General features: G+C 64.0%; 17 protein-coding genes and 1 pseudogene. 7 read left to right on the top strand and 11 right to left on the bottom strand.

What is annotated here, in order from left to right:
- Positions 1-60 precede the first annotated feature (60 nt).
- Positions 61-1,269: a homoserine O-acetyltransferase MetX gene (gene metX / locus A7A08_RS13790; protein ID WP_069096044.1), complete on the top strand. Its 1,209-nt coding sequence runs from the start codon at positions 61-63 to the stop codon at positions 1,267-1,269.
- A gap of 1 nt (position 1,270) precedes the next feature.
- Positions 1,271-1,912 carry a methionine biosynthesis protein MetW gene (gene metW, locus A7A08_RS13785; RefSeq protein ID WP_069096082.1) on the top strand — a complete coding sequence of 214 codons (642 nt, stop codon included), beginning with the start codon at positions 1,271-1,273 and terminating at the stop codon, positions 1,910-1,912.
- Here the strand turns inward: metW and A7A08_RS13780 are convergent.
- On the bottom strand, positions 1,909-2,667 hold the full coding sequence (locus tag A7A08_RS13780; protein ID WP_069096043.1) for a methyltransferase domain-containing protein: 759 nt from the start codon (positions 2,665-2,667) through the stop codon (positions 1,909-1,911). The two genes, metW and A7A08_RS13780, sit on opposite strands and share 4 nt — an antisense overlap.
- 205 nt (positions 2,668-2,872) lie before the next feature.
- Between A7A08_RS13780 and gloB the strand changes: the two genes are divergently transcribed.
- On the top strand, positions 2,873-3,634 hold the full coding sequence (gene gloB, locus A7A08_RS13775) for a hydroxyacylglutathione hydrolase (protein WP_069096042.1): 762 nt from the start codon (positions 2,873-2,875) through the stop codon (positions 3,632-3,634).
- Positions 3,635-3,657: 23 nt separating this feature from the next.
- On the opposite strand, the gene A7A08_RS13770 is transcribed toward gloB, so the two are convergent.
- On the bottom strand, positions 3,658-4,044 hold the full coding sequence (locus tag A7A08_RS13770; RefSeq protein ID WP_069096041.1) for a winged helix-turn-helix transcriptional regulator: 387 nt from the start codon (positions 4,042-4,044) through the stop codon (positions 3,658-3,660).
- A gap of 130 nt (positions 4,045-4,174) precedes the next feature.
- On the opposite strand from A7A08_RS13770, the gene A7A08_RS13765 reads away from it, so the two are divergent.
- Together A7A08_RS13765 and A7A08_RS13760 are read left to right on the top strand one after the other, a co-directional pair.
- The gene (locus A7A08_RS13765; RefSeq protein ID WP_069096040.1) at positions 4,175-4,771 is read left to right on the top strand and encodes an FMN-dependent NADH-azoreductase; all 597 of its coding nucleotides are present in this window, start codon (positions 4,175-4,177) and stop codon (positions 4,769-4,771) included.
- A 96-nt stretch (positions 4,772-4,867) separates the two neighbouring features.
- Complete coding sequence (locus A7A08_RS13760; protein ID WP_425349034.1) at positions 4,868-5,299, top strand: cupin domain-containing protein; 432 nt, start codon at positions 4,868-4,870, stop codon at positions 5,297-5,299.
- On the opposite strand, the gene A7A08_RS17470 is transcribed toward A7A08_RS13760, so the two are convergent.
- The 4 genes and pseudogenes from A7A08_RS17470 to A7A08_RS13740 form a co-directional block, all read right to left on the bottom strand.
- Positions 5,296-5,757, bottom strand: coding sequence for an adenylate/guanylate cyclase domain-containing protein (locus A7A08_RS17470; protein WP_342586694.1), 462 nt, complete (start codon positions 5,755-5,757; stop codon positions 5,296-5,298). The genes A7A08_RS13760 and A7A08_RS17470 overlap by 4 nt on opposite strands.
- Positions 5,758-5,879: 122 nt before the next feature.
- Positions 5,880-6,548, bottom strand: a pseudogene (locus A7A08_RS17465) (adenylate/guanylate cyclase domain-containing protein); the annotation flags it as partial.
- A gap of 125 nt (positions 6,549-6,673) precedes the next feature.
- A complete protein-coding gene (phbB, locus tag A7A08_RS13745; RefSeq protein WP_069096037.1) occupies positions 6,674-7,399 on the bottom strand; it encodes an acetoacetyl-CoA reductase in 726 nt (241 codons plus the stop codon).
- Between the two features lie 115 nt (positions 7,400-7,514).
- On the bottom strand, positions 7,515-8,696 hold the full coding sequence (locus A7A08_RS13740; protein ID WP_069096036.1) for an acetyl-CoA C-acetyltransferase: 1,182 nt from the start codon (positions 8,694-8,696) through the stop codon (positions 7,515-7,517).
- Between the two features lie 303 nt (positions 8,697-8,999).
- On the opposite strand from A7A08_RS13740, the gene phaR reads away from it, so the two are divergent.
- A complete protein-coding gene (gene phaR / locus A7A08_RS13735) occupies positions 9,000-9,623 on the top strand; it encodes a polyhydroxyalkanoate synthesis repressor PhaR (protein WP_069096035.1) in 624 nt (207 codons plus the stop codon).
- Between the two features lie 42 nt (positions 9,624-9,665).
- Here phaR and A7A08_RS13730 read toward each other — a convergent pair whose 3' ends face one another.
- From A7A08_RS13730 to mtgA, 4 genes are all read right to left on the bottom strand, one after another.
- Positions 9,666-11,492 carry a GGDEF and EAL domain-containing protein gene (locus A7A08_RS13730; protein WP_069096034.1) on the bottom strand — a complete coding sequence of 609 codons (1,827 nt, stop codon included), beginning with the start codon at positions 11,490-11,492 and terminating at the stop codon, positions 9,666-9,668.
- 324 nt (positions 11,493-11,816) lie between these two features.
- Positions 11,817-12,266, bottom strand: a complete 450-nt coding sequence (locus A7A08_RS13725; protein WP_208430644.1) for a hypothetical protein — start codon at positions 12,264-12,266, stop codon at positions 11,817-11,819.
- A 39-nt stretch (positions 12,267-12,305) separates the two neighbouring features.
- Positions 12,306-12,491, bottom strand: a complete 186-nt coding sequence (gene rpmF / locus A7A08_RS13720) for a 50S ribosomal protein L32 (RefSeq protein ID WP_069096033.1) — start codon at positions 12,489-12,491, stop codon at positions 12,306-12,308.
- Positions 12,492-12,616: 125 nt separating this feature from the next.
- Positions 12,617-13,354 carry a monofunctional biosynthetic peptidoglycan transglycosylase gene (gene mtgA / locus A7A08_RS13715; RefSeq protein ID WP_141694007.1) on the bottom strand — a complete coding sequence of 246 codons (738 nt, stop codon included), beginning with the start codon at positions 13,352-13,354 and terminating at the stop codon, positions 12,617-12,619.
- A gap of 118 nt (positions 13,355-13,472) precedes the next feature.
- Here mtgA and A7A08_RS13710 point away from each other — a divergent pair, with 118 nt between their 5' ends.
- Entirely contained in the window at positions 13,473-14,363 is an 891-nt protein-coding gene (locus A7A08_RS13710) for a polyprenyl synthetase family protein (protein WP_083226798.1), read from the top strand.
- A gap of 26 nt (positions 14,364-14,389) precedes the next feature.
- Here A7A08_RS13710 and A7A08_RS13705 read toward each other — a convergent pair whose 3' ends face one another.
- Positions 14,390-17,197: an autotransporter outer membrane beta-barrel domain-containing protein gene (locus A7A08_RS13705; RefSeq protein WP_069096032.1), complete on the bottom strand. Its 2,808-nt coding sequence runs from the start codon at positions 17,195-17,197 to the stop codon at positions 14,390-14,392.
- Between the last annotated feature and the right edge of the window lie 17 nt (positions 17,198-17,214).

Genomic DNA, 17,214 nt, shown 5'->3' with positions numbered 1-17,214 from the left:
ATAGCTAGCGGTGCCTAGGTTAGTTCAAACGCCTCCCCGGGAGGCGCGAGTAGGCGAAAGATGAGCGAGACCCCCAAAGCGGAGGCCTTTTCGGAGAATTCGCTCAGATTGGCAGAGATTTCCAATCCCTCGAGCGAGATCGTCCATTTCCCGGCGGACCAGCCCCTGCAGCTGGACTGCGGCGGCACGCTTGCGCCCTTTTCCATCGCCTACAAGACCTACGGCACGCTCAATGCCGACAAGTCCAATGCCGTTCTGATCTGCCATGCCCTGACCGGCGATCAGCACGTCGCCAACGAGCATCCCATCACCGGAAAGCCCGGCTGGTGGACCACCATGGTCGGTCCCGGCAAGCCGGTCGACACGGACAAGTATTTCGTCATCTGCACGAATGTGTTGGGCGGCTGCATGGGCTCGACGGGCCCCAGCTCGCCCAATCCCGACACGGACGGTGTCTACGGCCCGGATTTCCCCGTCATCACCATCGGCGACATGGTCCGCGCCCAGGCGCGTCTCATGGACCATCTCGGCATCGCGCAGCTACTCTGCGTGATCGGCGGCTCCATGGGCGGCATGCAGACCCTGGAATGGGCAGCGAAATACAAGGACCGCGTCTTCTCCGCGATCCCCATCGCCTGCGCCGCGCGCCACTCCTCTCAGAACATCGCCTTCCACGAGGTTGGGCGTCAGGCCGTCATGGCTGATCCCGACTGGTGTCAGGGCCGCTACGACGACGAGAAGAAGCTGCCCCGCAAGGGCCTCGCCGTTGCGCGGATGGCTGCCCATATCACCTATCTGTCCGACCAGGCGCTTTACCGGAAATTCGGCCGTAACCTGCAGGACCGGGACGCCGTCACCTTCGGCTTCGATGCGGACTTCCAGGTGGAAAGCTATCTGCGCCACCAGGGCGTGAGCTTCGTCGACCGCTTCGACGCCAATTCCTATCTCTACATCACCCGGGCGATGGATTATTTCGACCTCGCCGCGGACCATGACGGCGTGCTCGCCAACGCGTTCACCGGGACCAAGACGCGGTTCTGCCTCATCTCGTTCACCAGCGACTGGCTGTTCCCCACCGAGGAAAGCCGCGAGATCGTGCACGCCCTGAATGCGGTCGCCGCCAATGTCAGCTTCGTCGAGATCGAGACCGACAAGGGCCACGACGCCTTCCTGCTCCACGAGCCCGAGCTGTTCGATACCGTGAGCGGCTTCCTGAACGCCGCCGCGGCCAAGCGCGGGATCGTTGGCGACAATGCGGGAGGGCGCTGACATGAACGTCCACGCAGCCTCGCCCGCCGTCCGCAAGACGGACCCCTCGCGTATCGACCTTCTGCTCATCGCCGAGATGGTCACCCGCGGCTCCCGGGTGCTCGATATCGGCTGCGGCGATGGCGGGCTGCTGCGCATCCTGTCCGACAAGCACGACGTGGACGGGCGCGGCATCGAGCTGTCCCAGCAGGGCGTGAATGCCTGCGTTGCTCAGGGGCTCTCCGTCATCCAGGGCGATGCGGACCGGGACCTCATCTACTATCCCGACGACGCGTTCGACTTCGTCATCCTGAGCCAGACCATCCAGGCCACCCGCAAGCCCAAGGAGGTGCTCGAGCAGCTTCTGCGCATCGGCCGCCACGTCATCGTGTCGTTTCCGAATTTCGGCCACTGGCGCATGCGCACCCAGCTGCTCTTCAAGGGCACGATGCCCCGGACCTCCAACCTGCCCGACAGCTGGTACGAGACCCCGAACATCCATCTGTGCAGCATCAAGGATTTCGCCGCCCTGTGCGCCGAGCTCGGCGCCAAGGTCGAGCGCGCGGAAGTGCTGAACGCCTACGGCTACCGGCTCGGCTTCACCATGCCCTTCTTCGCCCAGAACCTGTTCGGCGAGCAGGCGGTCTTCCTGCTGAGCCGCTAGCTCTTCCCGGAAGCCTTCTCCCGCTGGAATGGCGCAACGGCGCCCGCCGGCACGGGTGCAAACCGCCCGGCGCGTTTCCGCTTCGCCTTGGACGGAACCGCGCCATAAACCTGCTTCGACGCCTCCACCATGATGACGCCGGAGAAGGCCGGCCAGAGCACCAAGCCGAGCCGCTCCCAGAACAGCGACCATTTTAGCAGGAAGCGATAGTTGAAGGGCGGCATGTAGAGCGCATGCTGCCAGTGCTCCGGCACGAACGAAGCGTCCCGCAGCAGTCGCGAGAGCTGGGACCGGCTGTAGGGCCTGCCGGAGCCGAACGGCGTCGTCTCCACCCGCGCCCACAGCCCTCGCCGGTTCGGCACGATGACCAGGACCCGGCCCTGGGGCGCCAGCACCCGCCAGACCTCCCGCAGCAGGCTGCGGAGATCGTCCGTCCCCTCCACCAGATGAACTAGGAGAAGTCGATCTGCCGCCCCATCGAGCAGCGGAAGTTCGGCCTCCTCCACCAGCACGCTGCGCCGCGGTCCGGGATTCGGCCAGGAGATCACCCCCTGCTCGGCCGGCATCAGCGCGGCAAGTGTCCTCGCCTCGTCCTTGAACGCGCCGAGATAGGGGGTCGCGTAGCCCAGCCCGAAAAGATCGAGACCGTCGAGATCCGTCCAGCGGGCCCTGAGCCGGGCGCCCAGCAGACGGCGCACCACGTGACCGAGGGGCGAAGTATAGAATTCCTTCAGATCGACGACATCGAGATGCATGACAGCCTGTAAACGTTCTTTCTGCGACCCGGCAGCCGGGCATCTCCGCCGGGCGTTTCCGGAACTCTTCCCGAACTGTTAGAATTTCCTGCAGGTCCGGGACGCACGAGTCTTACCGAAAAATGGTGATCAAAGCCTAGAGAGAGAGGGATGGGCCCGTTCACCTGCGGACCGGGTGGAAACGTCAACATGCAAAGGGAGCGGCATGGAGATCTATCAATTCCCCACCAGGGGCGACAATTTCGGCGTGCTCTTGCACGACCCGGAAACAGAGGCGACGGCGGCAATCGATGCGCCGGATGCCGAGGACGTTCGCAAGGCCTTGAGCGAGAAGGGCTGGATACTCACCCACATTCTCGTCACCCATCACCATCATGACCACACCGCCGGCATCGTCGCGTTGAAGAAGGCGTCGGGCTGCATCGTGGTTGGCCCCGCAGCCGAGCAAGAGACGATCCCCGGCATCGACATCGCCGTGAAGGAAGGCGACACGGTCGAGGCCGGCAACATGAAGGCCGAGGTGATCGAGACGCCAGGCCACACGGCAGGCCATATCACCTATTTCTTCCCGGACGAGCCCGCCGCCTTCGTCGGCGATACTATCTTCTCCATCGGCTGCGGAAAGCTCATGGAGGGCAACGCCCAGACCATGTGGTCGTCCCTACAGAAGATCATGGAGCTACCGCCGGAAACCGCGATCTATTGCGGCCACGAATACACCCAGGCCAATGCGCGCTTCGCCCTCACCATCGAGCCGGAGAACGAGACCCTCCAGGCCCGGGCAAAGCAGGTTGAGGAGCTGCGCCGTCAGGGCAAGGCGACCCTGCCCACGACCCTTGCCCAGGAGTTGGCGACCAATCCCTTCCTGCGGCCCGACAGCCCTGCGATCCAGGAACGCCTGGGCATGACGGGCAAACCCCTCGACGAAGTCTTCGGCGAGATCCGTCACCGCAAGGACGTCTTTTGAAAATGGCGGACGCGCCTCGCCGCTCAGCTGCGCTGGCTCCGCTGGTCGTATAGGCGGTTCGCGGCGGCGATTTCCGGCTGATGCTCAAGCGCCCAGCGCGCCAGGGCATCGACCGGCTCGCGCAGCGAATGTCCCAGCGCGGTCAGCTCGTATTCCACCCGGGGCGGGACGGTCGCGAAGACCGTGCGCGTCACCAGCCCGTCCCGCTCGAGGCCGCGAAGGGTGAGGGTAAGCATGCGCTGGGAGATCCCGCCAACCTCACGCTTGAGCTCGTTGAAGCGAAGCGTCCTGTCGCCCAGCCGGCTGATGATCAGCACGCTCCACTTGTCGCCCACCCGTCCCAAGACGGCGTTGACCGCCTTGCAGTCGCTGGAATCGTGAGCGGGAAGATCTGCCTCGGTTACGTCCATGTGACCATCTCCCAGGGATGTGCCTCGCGGCCAAACCTGTGCCTAGGTTCCGAAAAAGTGCCTTCTTGCGCGATTTTTCGCGGGCACCAAAATAGCCTCAGTTACCAACCTATACCAAAGGTCAGAGGCTATGAAACTTCTTCATTTGGATGCCAGCATCCTCGGGGATCATTCCGTGAGCCGGACTGTCTCCGCCGCCGTCGTGGCGCAGCTCAAAGACGGAACGCATGATCTGGAGATCAGCTACCGCGACCTCGCCGACGCGCCGCCTGCCCATCTCTCGGCCGCCCACATCGGTCAGGGCGAGCCGGATGCAACGCCGTCCGATCTTGAGACGGGCCAGGCCATGCTCGACGAGTTCCTCGCCGCGGACATCGTGGTGATTGGAGCACCCATGTACAACTTCACCATTCCGACCCAGTTGAAGGCTTGGCTCGACCGTATCCTCGTGGCCGGAAAGACCTTCCGCTACACGGAAAGCGGCCCCGAGGGTCTCGCCGGCGGAAAGCGGGTGATCGTCGCCGTGTCCCGCGGCGGTCATTATGGACCCGAGTCGCCCGCCTCGGCCTTCGAGCACGTCGAGACCTATCTCCGCACTGTCTTTGCCTTCATCGGCATCCCCGATCCGGAGATCATCGTCGCCGAGGGCGTCATGGTCGGTCCCGACGGGCGGCAGCAGGCCATCTCCACCGCCCTCGACCAAGCAGCTCACCTCCAGGCCGCATAACCGAGCCCCTGCCCGGCCGCCCTCGTCATGGGCGGCTGGACGCATGGGCCGATCGCTTCCATGCTGCGGCGGCGACGTAGCGGCTGGGAGGAAAGCGTGAAGGACGCCCGAGAGTTTACTGCAGAAGACATCATCGCCCATCTCGGGCTGCAGCCTCATCCTGAAGGCGGCCACTTCCGCGAGACCTTCCGCGATGCACCGGGAGAGGACGGCCGAGCTCATTCGACGGCCATCCTCTATTTGCTGCGCAAGGGTGAGGAATCCCGCTGGCATCGCGTCGATGCCGCCGAGACCTGGCACTGGTATGGCGGCGGCGCGCTGATCCTCAGCATCGCCGATGGCGACGGACGTCGCACCATCAGGCTCGGTTCGGATTGGGCGGCGGGCGAAGTTCCACAAGCCGTCGTACCGGCCCATGCCTGGCAGGCTGCAAAGCCCGACGGCGGCTGGGTCCTGATGGGCTGCACCGTAGCCCCGGGATTCGAGTTCGCTGGGTTCGAGCTGGCGCCCGAAGGTTGGGAGCCCTAGTTCAGATCCCAGCTGCTGGCCTTCAGACGGCTGAGCGCCGCCTCAAGCTTGGCGATCGCGTCGCCCCGCTCCGCACGCTCCAGATCGATCAGCAGGCGGAAGCCGTCCGACTCCTCGCGGATCGCGCTCCCCTCCTCCACTTGGTCGTCATAGAGCCCGCGCACCTGGTAGCACCGCACAGGCTCGGCGAAGCCTTTTGCCGTGATCGCCGGGCGCTCTTCCGCCACGACCTCGTCCTTCACCAGGGCGTAGGTCTCGTGGCCGATCAGGATGCCGCCGCTGCCGGCGCTCACCTGCAGCCGGGAGGCACCGTTCACCACATTTCCGATGATGGTGTAGTCCATCCGGTCTTGGCTGCCGAAATTCCCCACGGTGCAGAACCCGGTGTTGATGCCGATGCGGAGCGCGAAGGGCCGCTCGATGCCGAAGGCCCGCCACTCGTCCTGCAGCTCATCCATCCGCCGCTGCATGGCCACCGCCATGCGCACGCAGCGCGCGCGTCCTCCTGGATGCCGCGCGATTCCGGATCGCCGAAGAAGGCGAGCACCGCATCGCCGATATATTTGTCGATGGTCGCGCCATAGGCATTGGCGATCTGCGCCATCTCCGTCAGGTAGTGATTGAGGAGATTGGTCAGCTCTTCCGACTCCAGATGCTCCGTCGTGCCCGTGAAGTCCACGAGGTCGGAGAAGAACACGGTCAGCTTCTTCCGGCTGGAGGCGAGCTCCACGCTCTGCTCGCCGGTGAAGATTGAATCGTAGACCTGGGAGGCGAGATATTTGGAGAGCTTCTTGGACAGCGCCTCCAGCTCCTTGTTCTTCCGGCGCACCTCCAGCTCAGCGGTCTCCCGCGCCTGGCGCATGGCCTGCATCCGCCGGGCCGCGTTGAGCGCCGCCGTGAGCTCGGCGATGAAGTCGCCCTGAACCTCCTTGATGACGTAATCCGCCGCGCCGAGCTTCAGCGCCGCTACCGCGATGCGGCTGTCGTCCGTGCCGGTCACATAGACCACCGGCGGGGGCTCGGGCAGCTTTTGGATCGCCTCCAGGGTCGTCAGCCCGTCCTGGTCGGCCATGTAATGGTCGAGCGCCACCACGTCGATGCCGCCGGCCGTCACCCGCTCGAGTCCGAGCTGGCCGCGATTGGCGATGTCGACCAGCAGGCCGCGCCGCTCCAGCCCCTTCTTCACGAGATGGGCGAGCCCTTCGTCGTCTTCGATGTAAAGGACGCGGACAGGTCTGTTCTCGGGCATATTGAAGGGCGGCTCACATAAAGAAGGGGACGCGCCCGGACGGACGCGCCCCAACTATATCGGAACGCAATATGGCGACCGCGCGTCGAAGCCGCACAGACACTATGGCCTTTCGGCCTAGCGCCTTAGATCATGTACTGGCCGCCGTTGATCGACAGGGTCGAACCGGTGATCCAGCCCGCCTCGTCGGCCGCCAGGAACGTCACGCAGCGGGAGATCTCGTCCACCTCGCCCAGACGGCCCAGAGGGATGTTCGCCAGGATCGCCTTCTGCATGATCTCTTCCGGTACGTTGGCGAGAAGATCGGTGTTCACATAGCCCGGCGCGATCGCGTTGCAGGTGATGCCCTTCTTGGCGTTCTCCAGCGCCACCGTCTTGGTGAAGCCGAGATCGCCGGCCTTTGCGGCGCAATAGTTCGCAATGCCCGCCTGGCCCTTCTGGCCGTTGATCGAAGAGATGTTGATGATCCGGCCGAAGCCCCGCTCGCGCATCCCGTTGATCACCTGGCGCGTCATGTTGAACATGGAATCCAGGTTGGTGCGGAGCACGTCCGACCACTGCTCGTAAGACATCTTGTGCAGCGGCGCATCCTTGGTGATGCCGGCGTTGTTGACCAGGATATCGACCGGGCCGACCTGGTTCTCCACATCGACGACGCCCTGCTCGCAGGCCGCGTAGTCGCCGACATCCCACTTGAAGACGGGGATGCCCGTCTCGTCCTTGAATTTGTTCGCGGCCTCGTCGTTGCCGGCGTAGGTGGCAGCCACATCGTAGCCGGCCTCCTTCAGCGCCTTGCTGATTGCACCACCGATACCGCGCGTTCCTCCCGTCACCAGAGCGACACGTGCCATTGATTCCTCCCTTGCGCGGCACATTGGCCGCCCGTCTTCTTGAACACCCAAAAGAAAACCAAACGCGCCCGAGAGATTGTCTCGGGCGCGCCCAGTGTAAGCTCAAATTCGACGATTAGTCCCGCTCAACGCACATGGCAATGCCCATGCCGCCGCCGATGCAAAGTGTCGCGAGACCCTTCTTGGCGTCGCGACGCTTCATCTCGTGCAGCAGCGTGACCAGCACCCGGGCGCCCGATGCGCCGATCGGATGGCCAAGCGCGATGGCGCCGCCATTGACGTTGACCTTGTCCATGTCCCAGCCGAGCTCCTTGTTCACCGCGCAAGCCTGCGCCGCGAAGGCCTCGTTGGCTTCGACCAGATCGAGGTCGTCGATGGACCAGCCGGCCTTGTCGAGCGCCGCCTTGGAGGCCGGGATCGGGCCGGAGCCCATCACAGCCGGATCGACGCCCGCGGTCGCCCAGGAGACGATCCGCGCCAGCGGCTCCACGCCGCGCTTCTTGGCCGCTTCGGCACTCATCAGAACCACCGCGGCGGCGCCGTCATTGATGCCGGAAGCGTTGCCGGCCGTGACGGTGCCTTCCTTGCTGAAGGCCGTGCGCAGCTTGGCGACGTCCTCGAGCTTCGCGCCGTGGCGGATATACTCGTCATCCTCGACCACCGTATCGCCCTTGCGGCCCTTCACGGTGACGGGCGTGATCTCGTCCTTGAACTTGCCCTCTTTCTGGGCGGCCTCGGCCTTGTTCTGGGACTTCACCGCGAATTCGTCCTGCTGTTCGCGGGTGATCTGCCACTTCTCGGCGACGTTCTCCGCCGTGTTGCCCATGTGATAGCCGTTGAAGGCATCCCACAAACCGTCACGGATCATGGTGTCGATGAACTGGACATCGCCCATCTTGTGTCCGCTGCGCAGATGCGCGCAATGGGGCGAACGGCTCATGTTCTCCTGACCGCCGGCGACCACGATCTCGGCGCTGTCGAGGGCGATCTGCTGGGCGCCGAGCGCCACGGCCCGCAAGCCCGAGCCGCAGACTTGGTTGATGGTGAAGGCCGTGGCGGATTCCGGAACGCCTGCCGCGATCGCAGCCTGCCGCGCCGGGTTCTGCCCCTCGCCCGCTGTGAGCACCTGGCCGAGAATCACCTCGCCGACCTCCTCGGCTTTCACCCCGGCGCGCTCCAGCGCCGCACGGATGGCGATTTCGCCGAGTTCGTGGGCAGGCACGCTCGAAAGCCCGCCGTTGAAGGCACCGATGGGGGTCCGCGCCGCGCTGGCGATGACGATCTCTTCCTCTTTCATTCCAATCTCCGCTTTTTACAGGCCGCCCCTTATACAGCAGCGAGCATCTGGGTCGACACCCCTCAATTGGCGGGCGGGCCGATCCAAGACGACGCATCGCTCGTAACAGTGCAGGAACGTACCGAGGTTTCCTCTTCCCAAACTGCGTTTCAAGATGGGGCTTCCAGGCGTGCGCAGCAAGCATCGCCTTAACGCTGAGGCAAAGCCTCTGGTGCCCTGCACAAAGAACGTGATAGTTGTTTCGCAGTTGCGGAAAGAGTAACCCTCGGTAGGTTGCGAAGAGGGTTTTAGGAGCAAGAAGACGTGGCACGCGATAGCGAACACGATGCCAAACCGGTCATCATCAAGAAATATGCCAATCGCCGGCTCTACAACACCGACACCAGTAGCTATGTGACGCTTGAAGATCTTGCCGCAATGGTCAGGTCGGAAAGGGATTTCGTGGTTTTCGATGCGAAGTCCGGCGAGGATCTGACCCACTCGGTGTTGACCCAGATTATAGTCGATCAGGAAAGCCGCGGCGAAAACCTCCTGCCGATTCCCTTCCTGCGCCAGCTCATCCGGTTCTACGGCGACAGCCTTCAGATGGTCGTTCCGAGCTACCTGGAAATGAGCCTGAACACCCTCACCAAGCAGCAGGATCAGTACCGCGGTCATTTCGGCACTGCCGCATTTGATGCGATGCAAGATCAGGTCCGGAAAAATTTCGAGACCTTCGAGCATGCCATGGGACTTTTCAGCCCGTTTGGCGCAGGCGATGCTCCCGCAAAGGGGTCGAAGCCGGAAAATGGCGTGAAGTCGCAGTCCTGCGCCGCCGGCGATACGGCGACCAAGGAGCGGGATAAATCCGGCGAGATTGAAAACCTGAAGGCCGAGCTTTCGGCCATGCAGGAGCGCCTGGAACAGCTTTCGCGCCGCTCCAGCTAGAGCAACCGTCCGCGAGACGGCATTCTCGCTGCCTGAACGGGACTACGCGTGATCGATATCGATATCGATATCGATCCGCCCTGCCCCGGTGCCCGAGTTCATGACGATCTCGGGCCCACCGAAGAAATATCCTTGCATGAAGGCGATACCGGTGCGCTCCAGCGCCTCCGCCGTGGCTTCGTCGCCGACACCTTCACCCACCGTCGCGATGCCGAGATTCGCGGCGAGATCGACGAGCGTGCGGACGAAATAGCCGTCCTGCACGCGCGCCGTGACGTTCTCGATGAAGGTTGAGTCGATCTTCACCAGATCCACGCCGAGGCTTTGCAGATGGCGGAACGAGCTGTAGCCCGTGCCGAACCCGTCCAGGGCGACCTGACTCCCGAGACGCCGCACGTCGGCGATGAAGTCGGTCATCTCCTCGAGCTTCGAGATCGCAGCCGTTTCGCTGATCTCGACGATAAGCCGTTCCGGCATGCGTCGATCGACATTGGCCAGGGACTGAAGTCCGGCCAGCCAGTCCCGGTCGCCCGAGACCGTCGGGCTTACATTCACGCAGAACTTCACGCCCTGCCTGGACCTCAGCAATTCGCCGACAAGCTCAAGCACCCGCGCGTCGACGAGCTTCGAAAGCCCGAACTTCTCGGCCACCGGCATGAACTCGCCGGCCGGCTGGATCGAGCCGTCCAGCATCTGCATGCGCAACAGGCATTCATAGGCGACGATCTCGCGGCTCTTCGATGTCACGATGGGCTGGATTGCCAGAACCATGCGGCGGTCGTTCAACGCCCGCACGATCTCGTCGGCCATGTTGGCCGCGCGCCGCCGCTCCGACTCCCGCCGCTCCGAGCGCTGATACAGCATGAAACGGTCGGCCGGGTTGGTGCGCGCGCCTTCCAGTGCCTGCAGGGCGCGGCCCGTCGCAAGTTGAGCGTTGCTTGCATGCTCCGGCAGCTTCACGGCGCCGACCGAGACCGTCGCCGGGATGGCGCCGCCGCTCGTATCGAACGGCCGGTCCCGCACCAGCGACATCAGCCGCCGGGCGATCACCGAGACGCCTTCGCCGGGACAGTTGTGCAGCAGCACTCCGAACTTGTTGGAGGCGAAGCGCCCCACGCAGTCGTTGCCGCGCAGCGCACGCGCAAGCCTCCGGCCAACCATGGCGATGATCTGATCGCCGATATCGAACCCGTAGGTCTCGTTGATCAGGGAAAGGTCGTTGACGGCCACCAGTAAGAAGGCGCCGTCGCGCTGTTTCGCGGCGCCGCCCGACAGCATCTCCGCGAGCCGTTCGGTTAGGCCGGTGCGGTTGAGCTGCCCCGTCAGTTCGTCGTGGCTGCCGAGAAACTGCAGGCGCTGCTCCTTCTCGTTCCAGTCGTCGACCACGCGGATGGTGCCTTCGACGAGGGCAGGCTTTCCGTCGGCGCCGAGACGGCAACGGCCGATCTCTTCGAGCCAGCGGGCTTTGCCGCCGCGGCGACCTTCGGGAAGGAAACGGTACTGGGTCCGGTAGCGGACCTCGCTTTGGGGCGCTCGCTTGGAACCTCCGCTCAGCGCGTCGAAACGCGGGCCGGCGTGGTCCGCATCCACGTGCAGGCCGAAGGCGCGGCCGGTGTTCATCGCCTTGATGTCGGGTATGTCGAGCACGGCCGCGGCATTCCCGGCCCAGGAAATCCGGTCTTGCACAACGTCCCAGCGATAGGCCGTCTCGCCCATCGTCTGCAGCACATCCTCGATTGCAATGGTGTCTTCGGCATCGGAACCCGGAGTTGCTTCGGGCTCCGGAGCGCCGGTATCAAAGCTGTCACCCTCTCCGGATCGCGCATCGCTGCGCCCTTGAGCGGTCAGCTCTCTCCAAGACGTCGTCACTTGCCGCCTACTCCCCTGTCTACGTCTCGGACCCATCGCATGCGTGGGTCTCTATTGCCGGGGAACATAAGCGCGGCCCCCTTAACAACGGCAGAATCGAGCGTCACACAACAGGCTTTGAGCCGGCAGAACACACGATTTTTCCCTGTAACCAGGGCTCTTTGTCTTACCGTGGTTTACCAACCACTAGCCGAACGCAAACAATTGCGCGCATCGCGGCCATGCGCGTCCGAACCCGTCAGCAGATAGGAAGAAACGATCGGAAGTTAAAGTGACGCCGGATGGAGGAAGGCGATAGGCGCGCCAAAGCCGGTTTGTATCGCCCTACATGTCTCCGCCGAAGGCATAGTCCCGGCGGGCGGCCCGGATCGTCACCGAGAAGCCGGCCACCACGTCGATCAGCGTCACCATGGTGATCAGGAAGAAAAGCGAGGTGGCGGCCAGATCCCACACGAGGAATAGGATCAGGCAGAGGATGAAGACCAGCAGCGACATGGCGTGATCGAACACGGAGTTGCCGCCGGTCTTGGTCGATTTCAGGATCTCGATAAACAGCAGGAACAGCGTGAATACCATCACGGCGTCCGTCGCCGTGAACGCCCAGCGTCCGCCTGAAGGCAGCGGCACCTCAAACAAGGTCGCGCCGAAATCGACGCCCACGAGAGCGAGGCCGGCATACAGGATCACGGACAGCAGCAGAAGCGGAACGAATGTCAGCCATCCGCTGCCACCCTCTCGTCTCCTGCCGCCGCCTGAATGGGGTTCTACGACCACCAAAGCCTCGACCTCGTTAGGGGATTGGCCGGACGGCCTTTAGCCCTCGTCGGCTTCTGCCAGGATCTGCCGTCCGCGATACTTGCCGGACTTGAGATCGATGTGGTGCGGCCGACGCAGCTCGCCGCTCTCCTTGTCCTCGACATAGGTCGGGGACTTCAGAGCGTCATGGGAGCGGCGATTGCCGCGCCGCATGGGCGTGACCTTTCTTTTCGGAACAGCCATGGTTCAATATCCTAATACATCTGCCGGGGGTTGCGCCCCGGGTCTTTCTCGACCGCCCTTATAATCGCTATCGCGCGGACTGGCCAGAGGCGTGAAATGCCCTTTGGCCGCCCCAATAGACCAGCTTACTCGAATACGCAATCGCTACGCTTGGCGATCAAGGGCATTCGGCCCTGTATCGCACCCGCAACCGCGCGGGTGACCGGCCCCGGGCGGCCGGGCCGCCGCACATGGGGATTGGGCAGGGCGGCCGCAAGCAGCGCCGCCTCTCGCTGGGTGAGCTGGGAGGCTTTCTTGCCGAAATGGTAGCGCGCGGCCGCCTCGGCGCCGAACACGCCGGGCCCCCACTCCACCACATTGAGATAAATCTCCATGTCCCGCGGTTTGCCCCAGACCGCCACGGTGACATAGGCGAGCGGCACCTCCAGGAATTTCCGCAAGTAGCTCCGGCTCGACCACAGGAACACGTTCTTCACCGTCTGCATGGGGATGGTGCTCGCGCCGCGCGGATCTCCGCCCTTGCTCGCCTCCTTCAGAGCGATCCGTACCGCCCCCCAATCGACCCCGTGATGCCGGCAGAACTGGCCGTCCTCGGCGGCGATCACCGCGACCGGCAAGTTCTTGGAGATTTCCGACAGCGGCACCCAGTGCCGCTTCAAGGTCTCGCCTTTCAGCTTCTCCACCGCCATCAGCGGCGTGAAGGGCGGATCCACGAAACGGAACACCACGATCGCCAACAGCACGGCCAAGCCGTAGGCGACCGCAAGCAGCACCACCGCCCCCGCAATGCGCTTGGCCCACAGCCCCGCTTTCGATCCCACGTTGTCTTCCCCGCCGGCCGGTTCGCCGCCTTTAACTGTCATAAGTTCCGCTTTTAGCGTCCGGTTGCCGGATCGAGCAACGTAGGATTAGGGTCCGCCCGGTATTAGGGGCCTCCGATATGAGAACGACTGGCCCGGCTTTGGGACCTCCGCAACGTCCATGACCTTCCAGCAAGAGCTCGACCGCATCGCCGATCTGACCGGCCACCATCTCGGCGGCCTACTGGATCGGCATCTCGCAGGCGAAGATCCCGCGCGGGTCGGCGAGGCCATGCGCCACGCGCTTCTTGGCGGTGGCAAGCGGGTCCGCCCCTACCTGGTCATCGCGTCGGCGAAGCTGTTCGGCGTTGCCGAAGAAGATGCCATGCCAGCCGCCGCCGCGCTGGAATGTCTGCACACCTACTCTCTCGTCCATGACGACCTGCCCGCCATGGACGACGACGACCTCCGGCGGGGCCGCCCCACGGTCCACGTCGCCTATGACGAGGCAACCGCCATCCTCGTCGGCGACGCCCTGCTCACCCTGGCCTTCGAGACCCTCGCCGATCCGAACACCCATCCCGATCCGGCGATCCGCGCTTCCCTCGTGCTCGCCCTGGCAAAGGCGGCCGGCACCAACGGCATGGTCGGCGGCCAGGCCCTCGACCTCGCCGCGGAAGGCAAGCAACTTTCGGCCGATGAGGTGCTCAAGCTTCAGGCCATGAAGACCGGCGCCCTGTTCCGCTTCGCCTGCGAAGCCGGCGCGATCCTCGGCGGCGCCGGCGAGGAACAACGCGCCGCCTTGATTCGCTACGGCACCGATCTGGGCCAGGCTTTTCAGCTCGCCGACGATCTGCTCGATCATGAAGGAGATGCCGAAGCGGCCGGCAAGGCGGTCGCCAAGGACGCCGAACGTGGCAAGGCGACCCTCGTGGCACTGTTGGGCGTCGACGCGGCCAAGGCCCGTCTCGAGACGCTGGTGGCCGATGCAGGCGAAGCGCTCAGCCCCTTTGGCGACGATGCGTCGAATTTGGTGGAAGCCGCCCGCTTCGTCGCCGGCCGCAAGACGTAGCTCGCGACATTGAGGCCGGCCTACGATCAGAATTTCACGCCGGCCTTGAACCCCGCAGCCTGGACCGCGATCCGCTCGCCGAACTGTCCGTCATAGAAGACGCGGACGCTGCTGTTGCCGGCCGTGATGAGTTCTACACCGGCAGCGATGTCGGCCTGCACGTCATCGGATTCGGCGACGATCGAGAAGGGCGAGACGCTCGAGGGCGCACCGGAGAACGAAGCCGCCACAGTCACATCGTCCTCGCTGTACCAGGTGACGCCGGCCCGCACGTAGGGGCGCACCAGCGTTCCGTTCGACCACCACCATTCGGTGCCGAACTCCACCGCCGGTGAGATGCTGAACACCGTATGGTCCACGCCCCGCAGGGCCAGGCCGGCACCGCCGGCGCCAAACTCGTTCACATTGCCGAGATCGACATTGGTGATGGCCGCGTCAATCATCGGCTTCGTGTAGAGGCCAGGATTGCCGAGCACGTAGCTCCCGTGGAGCCTGCCCTGCAGCACGTCGAGATCGTGGCTGGCCTGCGCCATCTCCGAGAAGCCGCCGAAATTCATGCTCCGCGTCGTGTCGTACCAGCCGTGAGCACCGCTGACCGCGCCTGCAAGCAGCAGCGATCCGGGATTATACTTCAGCGCAAGACCGCCTTGCAGCTGCTCGCCGTCGCTCCTGGCCCCGCTATTCGTCGACAGTGAGCTCGACTGGAAACCCAACCCGCCGCCAAGCCGCCAAACCGGGTTGAGCGCCACCTGCCCGCCCGCCGCGAATTGGCCCGCGGTCTCGTCGAACCCGATATTCTCGAAGTCGTTCTGAGCCTGGAAGTCGCGCCCCTTCGCGCCGACCCAAAGGCACTCGCCTTCGCGGTTGATGGAGGCGGTGTCGGTGCCATTGACATGGCAGCTCAAGAGATTGTCTGAGAAGTCGGACGCCGAGTAGAGAGCCAACAACTCGATATCCGCGTAGATCTCCGGAGAGAGCTGGTCCAGCGCATCCGTATAGGCCTCGAAGCTGTAGACGTTCAGCAGGCCGAGGAAGACCGGATCCAGAGAACCGCCCCCCGCACCCAGTACCTGGTTCAGGTTGGAGCCAATGGCCGTTTGATTGCGGTTCATCCCGCCGAGCGCGAAATTCACGTCGACATCGAGCACCACATCGTTGGGATTGGGAAACAGCAGCTGCGCTTGCAAAGCCGGGCTCGCAAGCAACCCTAGCCCGTTATCGGTCACTCCCCCGTCTGCCGACAGAATCGTGAACCTCTGGTCCACCAGCGCAGGGTTCTGCACCGAGACCTTCACGGTCCCATCCAGCGCCGCCGTGCCGGAGACATTGATCACATCCGTGGTTCGATTCCCGAGACTGAGGTCGGTGGCCAGGACGCCACTGCCGGTCTGCACCAGGTTGCCTGTGAGTGCCGTGGTACGGATCGATCCGCTGCCACCCGGCGACAGCGTGCCAGCATTGCGGAGCAAGTTTCCGCTGCCGATAAAAACATTCGCACCGGAATTGAAAACACCGCCGGAAAAGTTTTCGAACCGGTTGGCACCCGGACCGAGATCAACATTGCCGGTGATCACGCCGAAATTATAGACGATCTCCGCACCTGTCCCCTCGCCCTCGATGGCGTTCTCTCCAAGCGTCGTGATGGTGCCGAAATTGGCGACGTAGTTTAGCCGGCCGCCATCAAAATCAATACCGTCGCCGGAGCCCGCGCCGCCGGTGACCGTGCTGCCCGGGCCAACGATCACAAGGCTATCACCGACCCCGTAGCCGTGACCGACATCGATCGCGTCGGCCCCAGCACCGCTCACAGTGACATCGCCATTTACCAAGATCACGATGGATCCGTCCGTGTCGGCATGGATACCGTCGGCGAATTGGCCCCGCGTGGTGATATCGCCATTCTGCAGAATCGCGATCGGGCCGCCTTTGGCGAAGGCATAGATGCCGTAGGCCCCGTCGCCCCGGGTGGAGATATTGCCGTTCATCACGACGCCAACGCCGTAATAGCCACCGGCGACAATGCCGTAGGCGTACGCGCCCTTGGTGGTGATGTTCCCCGTGACCGCCACCGACGTGTAGCCGTAATAGCTATTGGCAATGACGCCCGTGGCCTCTTCGCCGCGCGTGGAGATGTTCCCGGTTTGACGCACCGAGACCGGCCTAAAATATGAATAGGCATAGATACCGTAGCTGGTGTCACCCCGGGTCGAGATATTGCCGTTGGATACGACGCTCGCCCCAGTGTGCCCCATCGCGGTGATGCCGTAGGCATCGTCGCCCGACGTGGCGATATCGCCCGTACTGCGGATCGACACCATGCTGTCGGGGCCCAGCGCCACGATCCCGTCCGATGAGTCGCCCAGCGTCGTGATCGCCCCCCGATGGGTGATCGAAGCCTGAGGCCCCGTCAGCGTATAGGCATAGAGGCCGAAGGAGCGGGTGCCGAAGGTGGTGACGTCACCGGTATGGGTGATGCTCGCGCTGCGTGAACCAGCAATCGCAGCAACGCCGAAGCTGTTGGCCCCCCGCGTGACGATGGCGACCGGCCCGCCCGGCCCATCGGTCGTATCGGCAACGATGGCGATGTCTCTCGCGAAATCGGCGAATTCGATACCGGAGGTTCCCGAGGCCGGCGCGATGTCCTGCGTCAGGCGGTTGACCCGTAGGGTAGTCGTTGGGGGCGTTGTGAAATCCCCGCCTGGGCCGTTGGTGATTCCGTCGGATTGGTTGCCGGTGCAGGTGGTCACCGACCCCGACGTGATGCAGGCATCGGGCGCCGCTTGGGCGGGACGTCCGTACCCGAACAGCAAAACGCCGGCCGCAACGGTACCCATCAACCTTGCACGCCGAG

The organism is Methyloligella halotolerans, assembly GCF_001708935.1.
Classification (GTDB): Bacteria; Pseudomonadota; Alphaproteobacteria; order Rhizobiales; family Methyloligellaceae; genus Methyloligella; species Methyloligella halotolerans.
The sequence above is the reverse complement of the archived record's forward strand: the minus strand, read 5'-3'. Positions and strand labels throughout refer to the sequence as shown.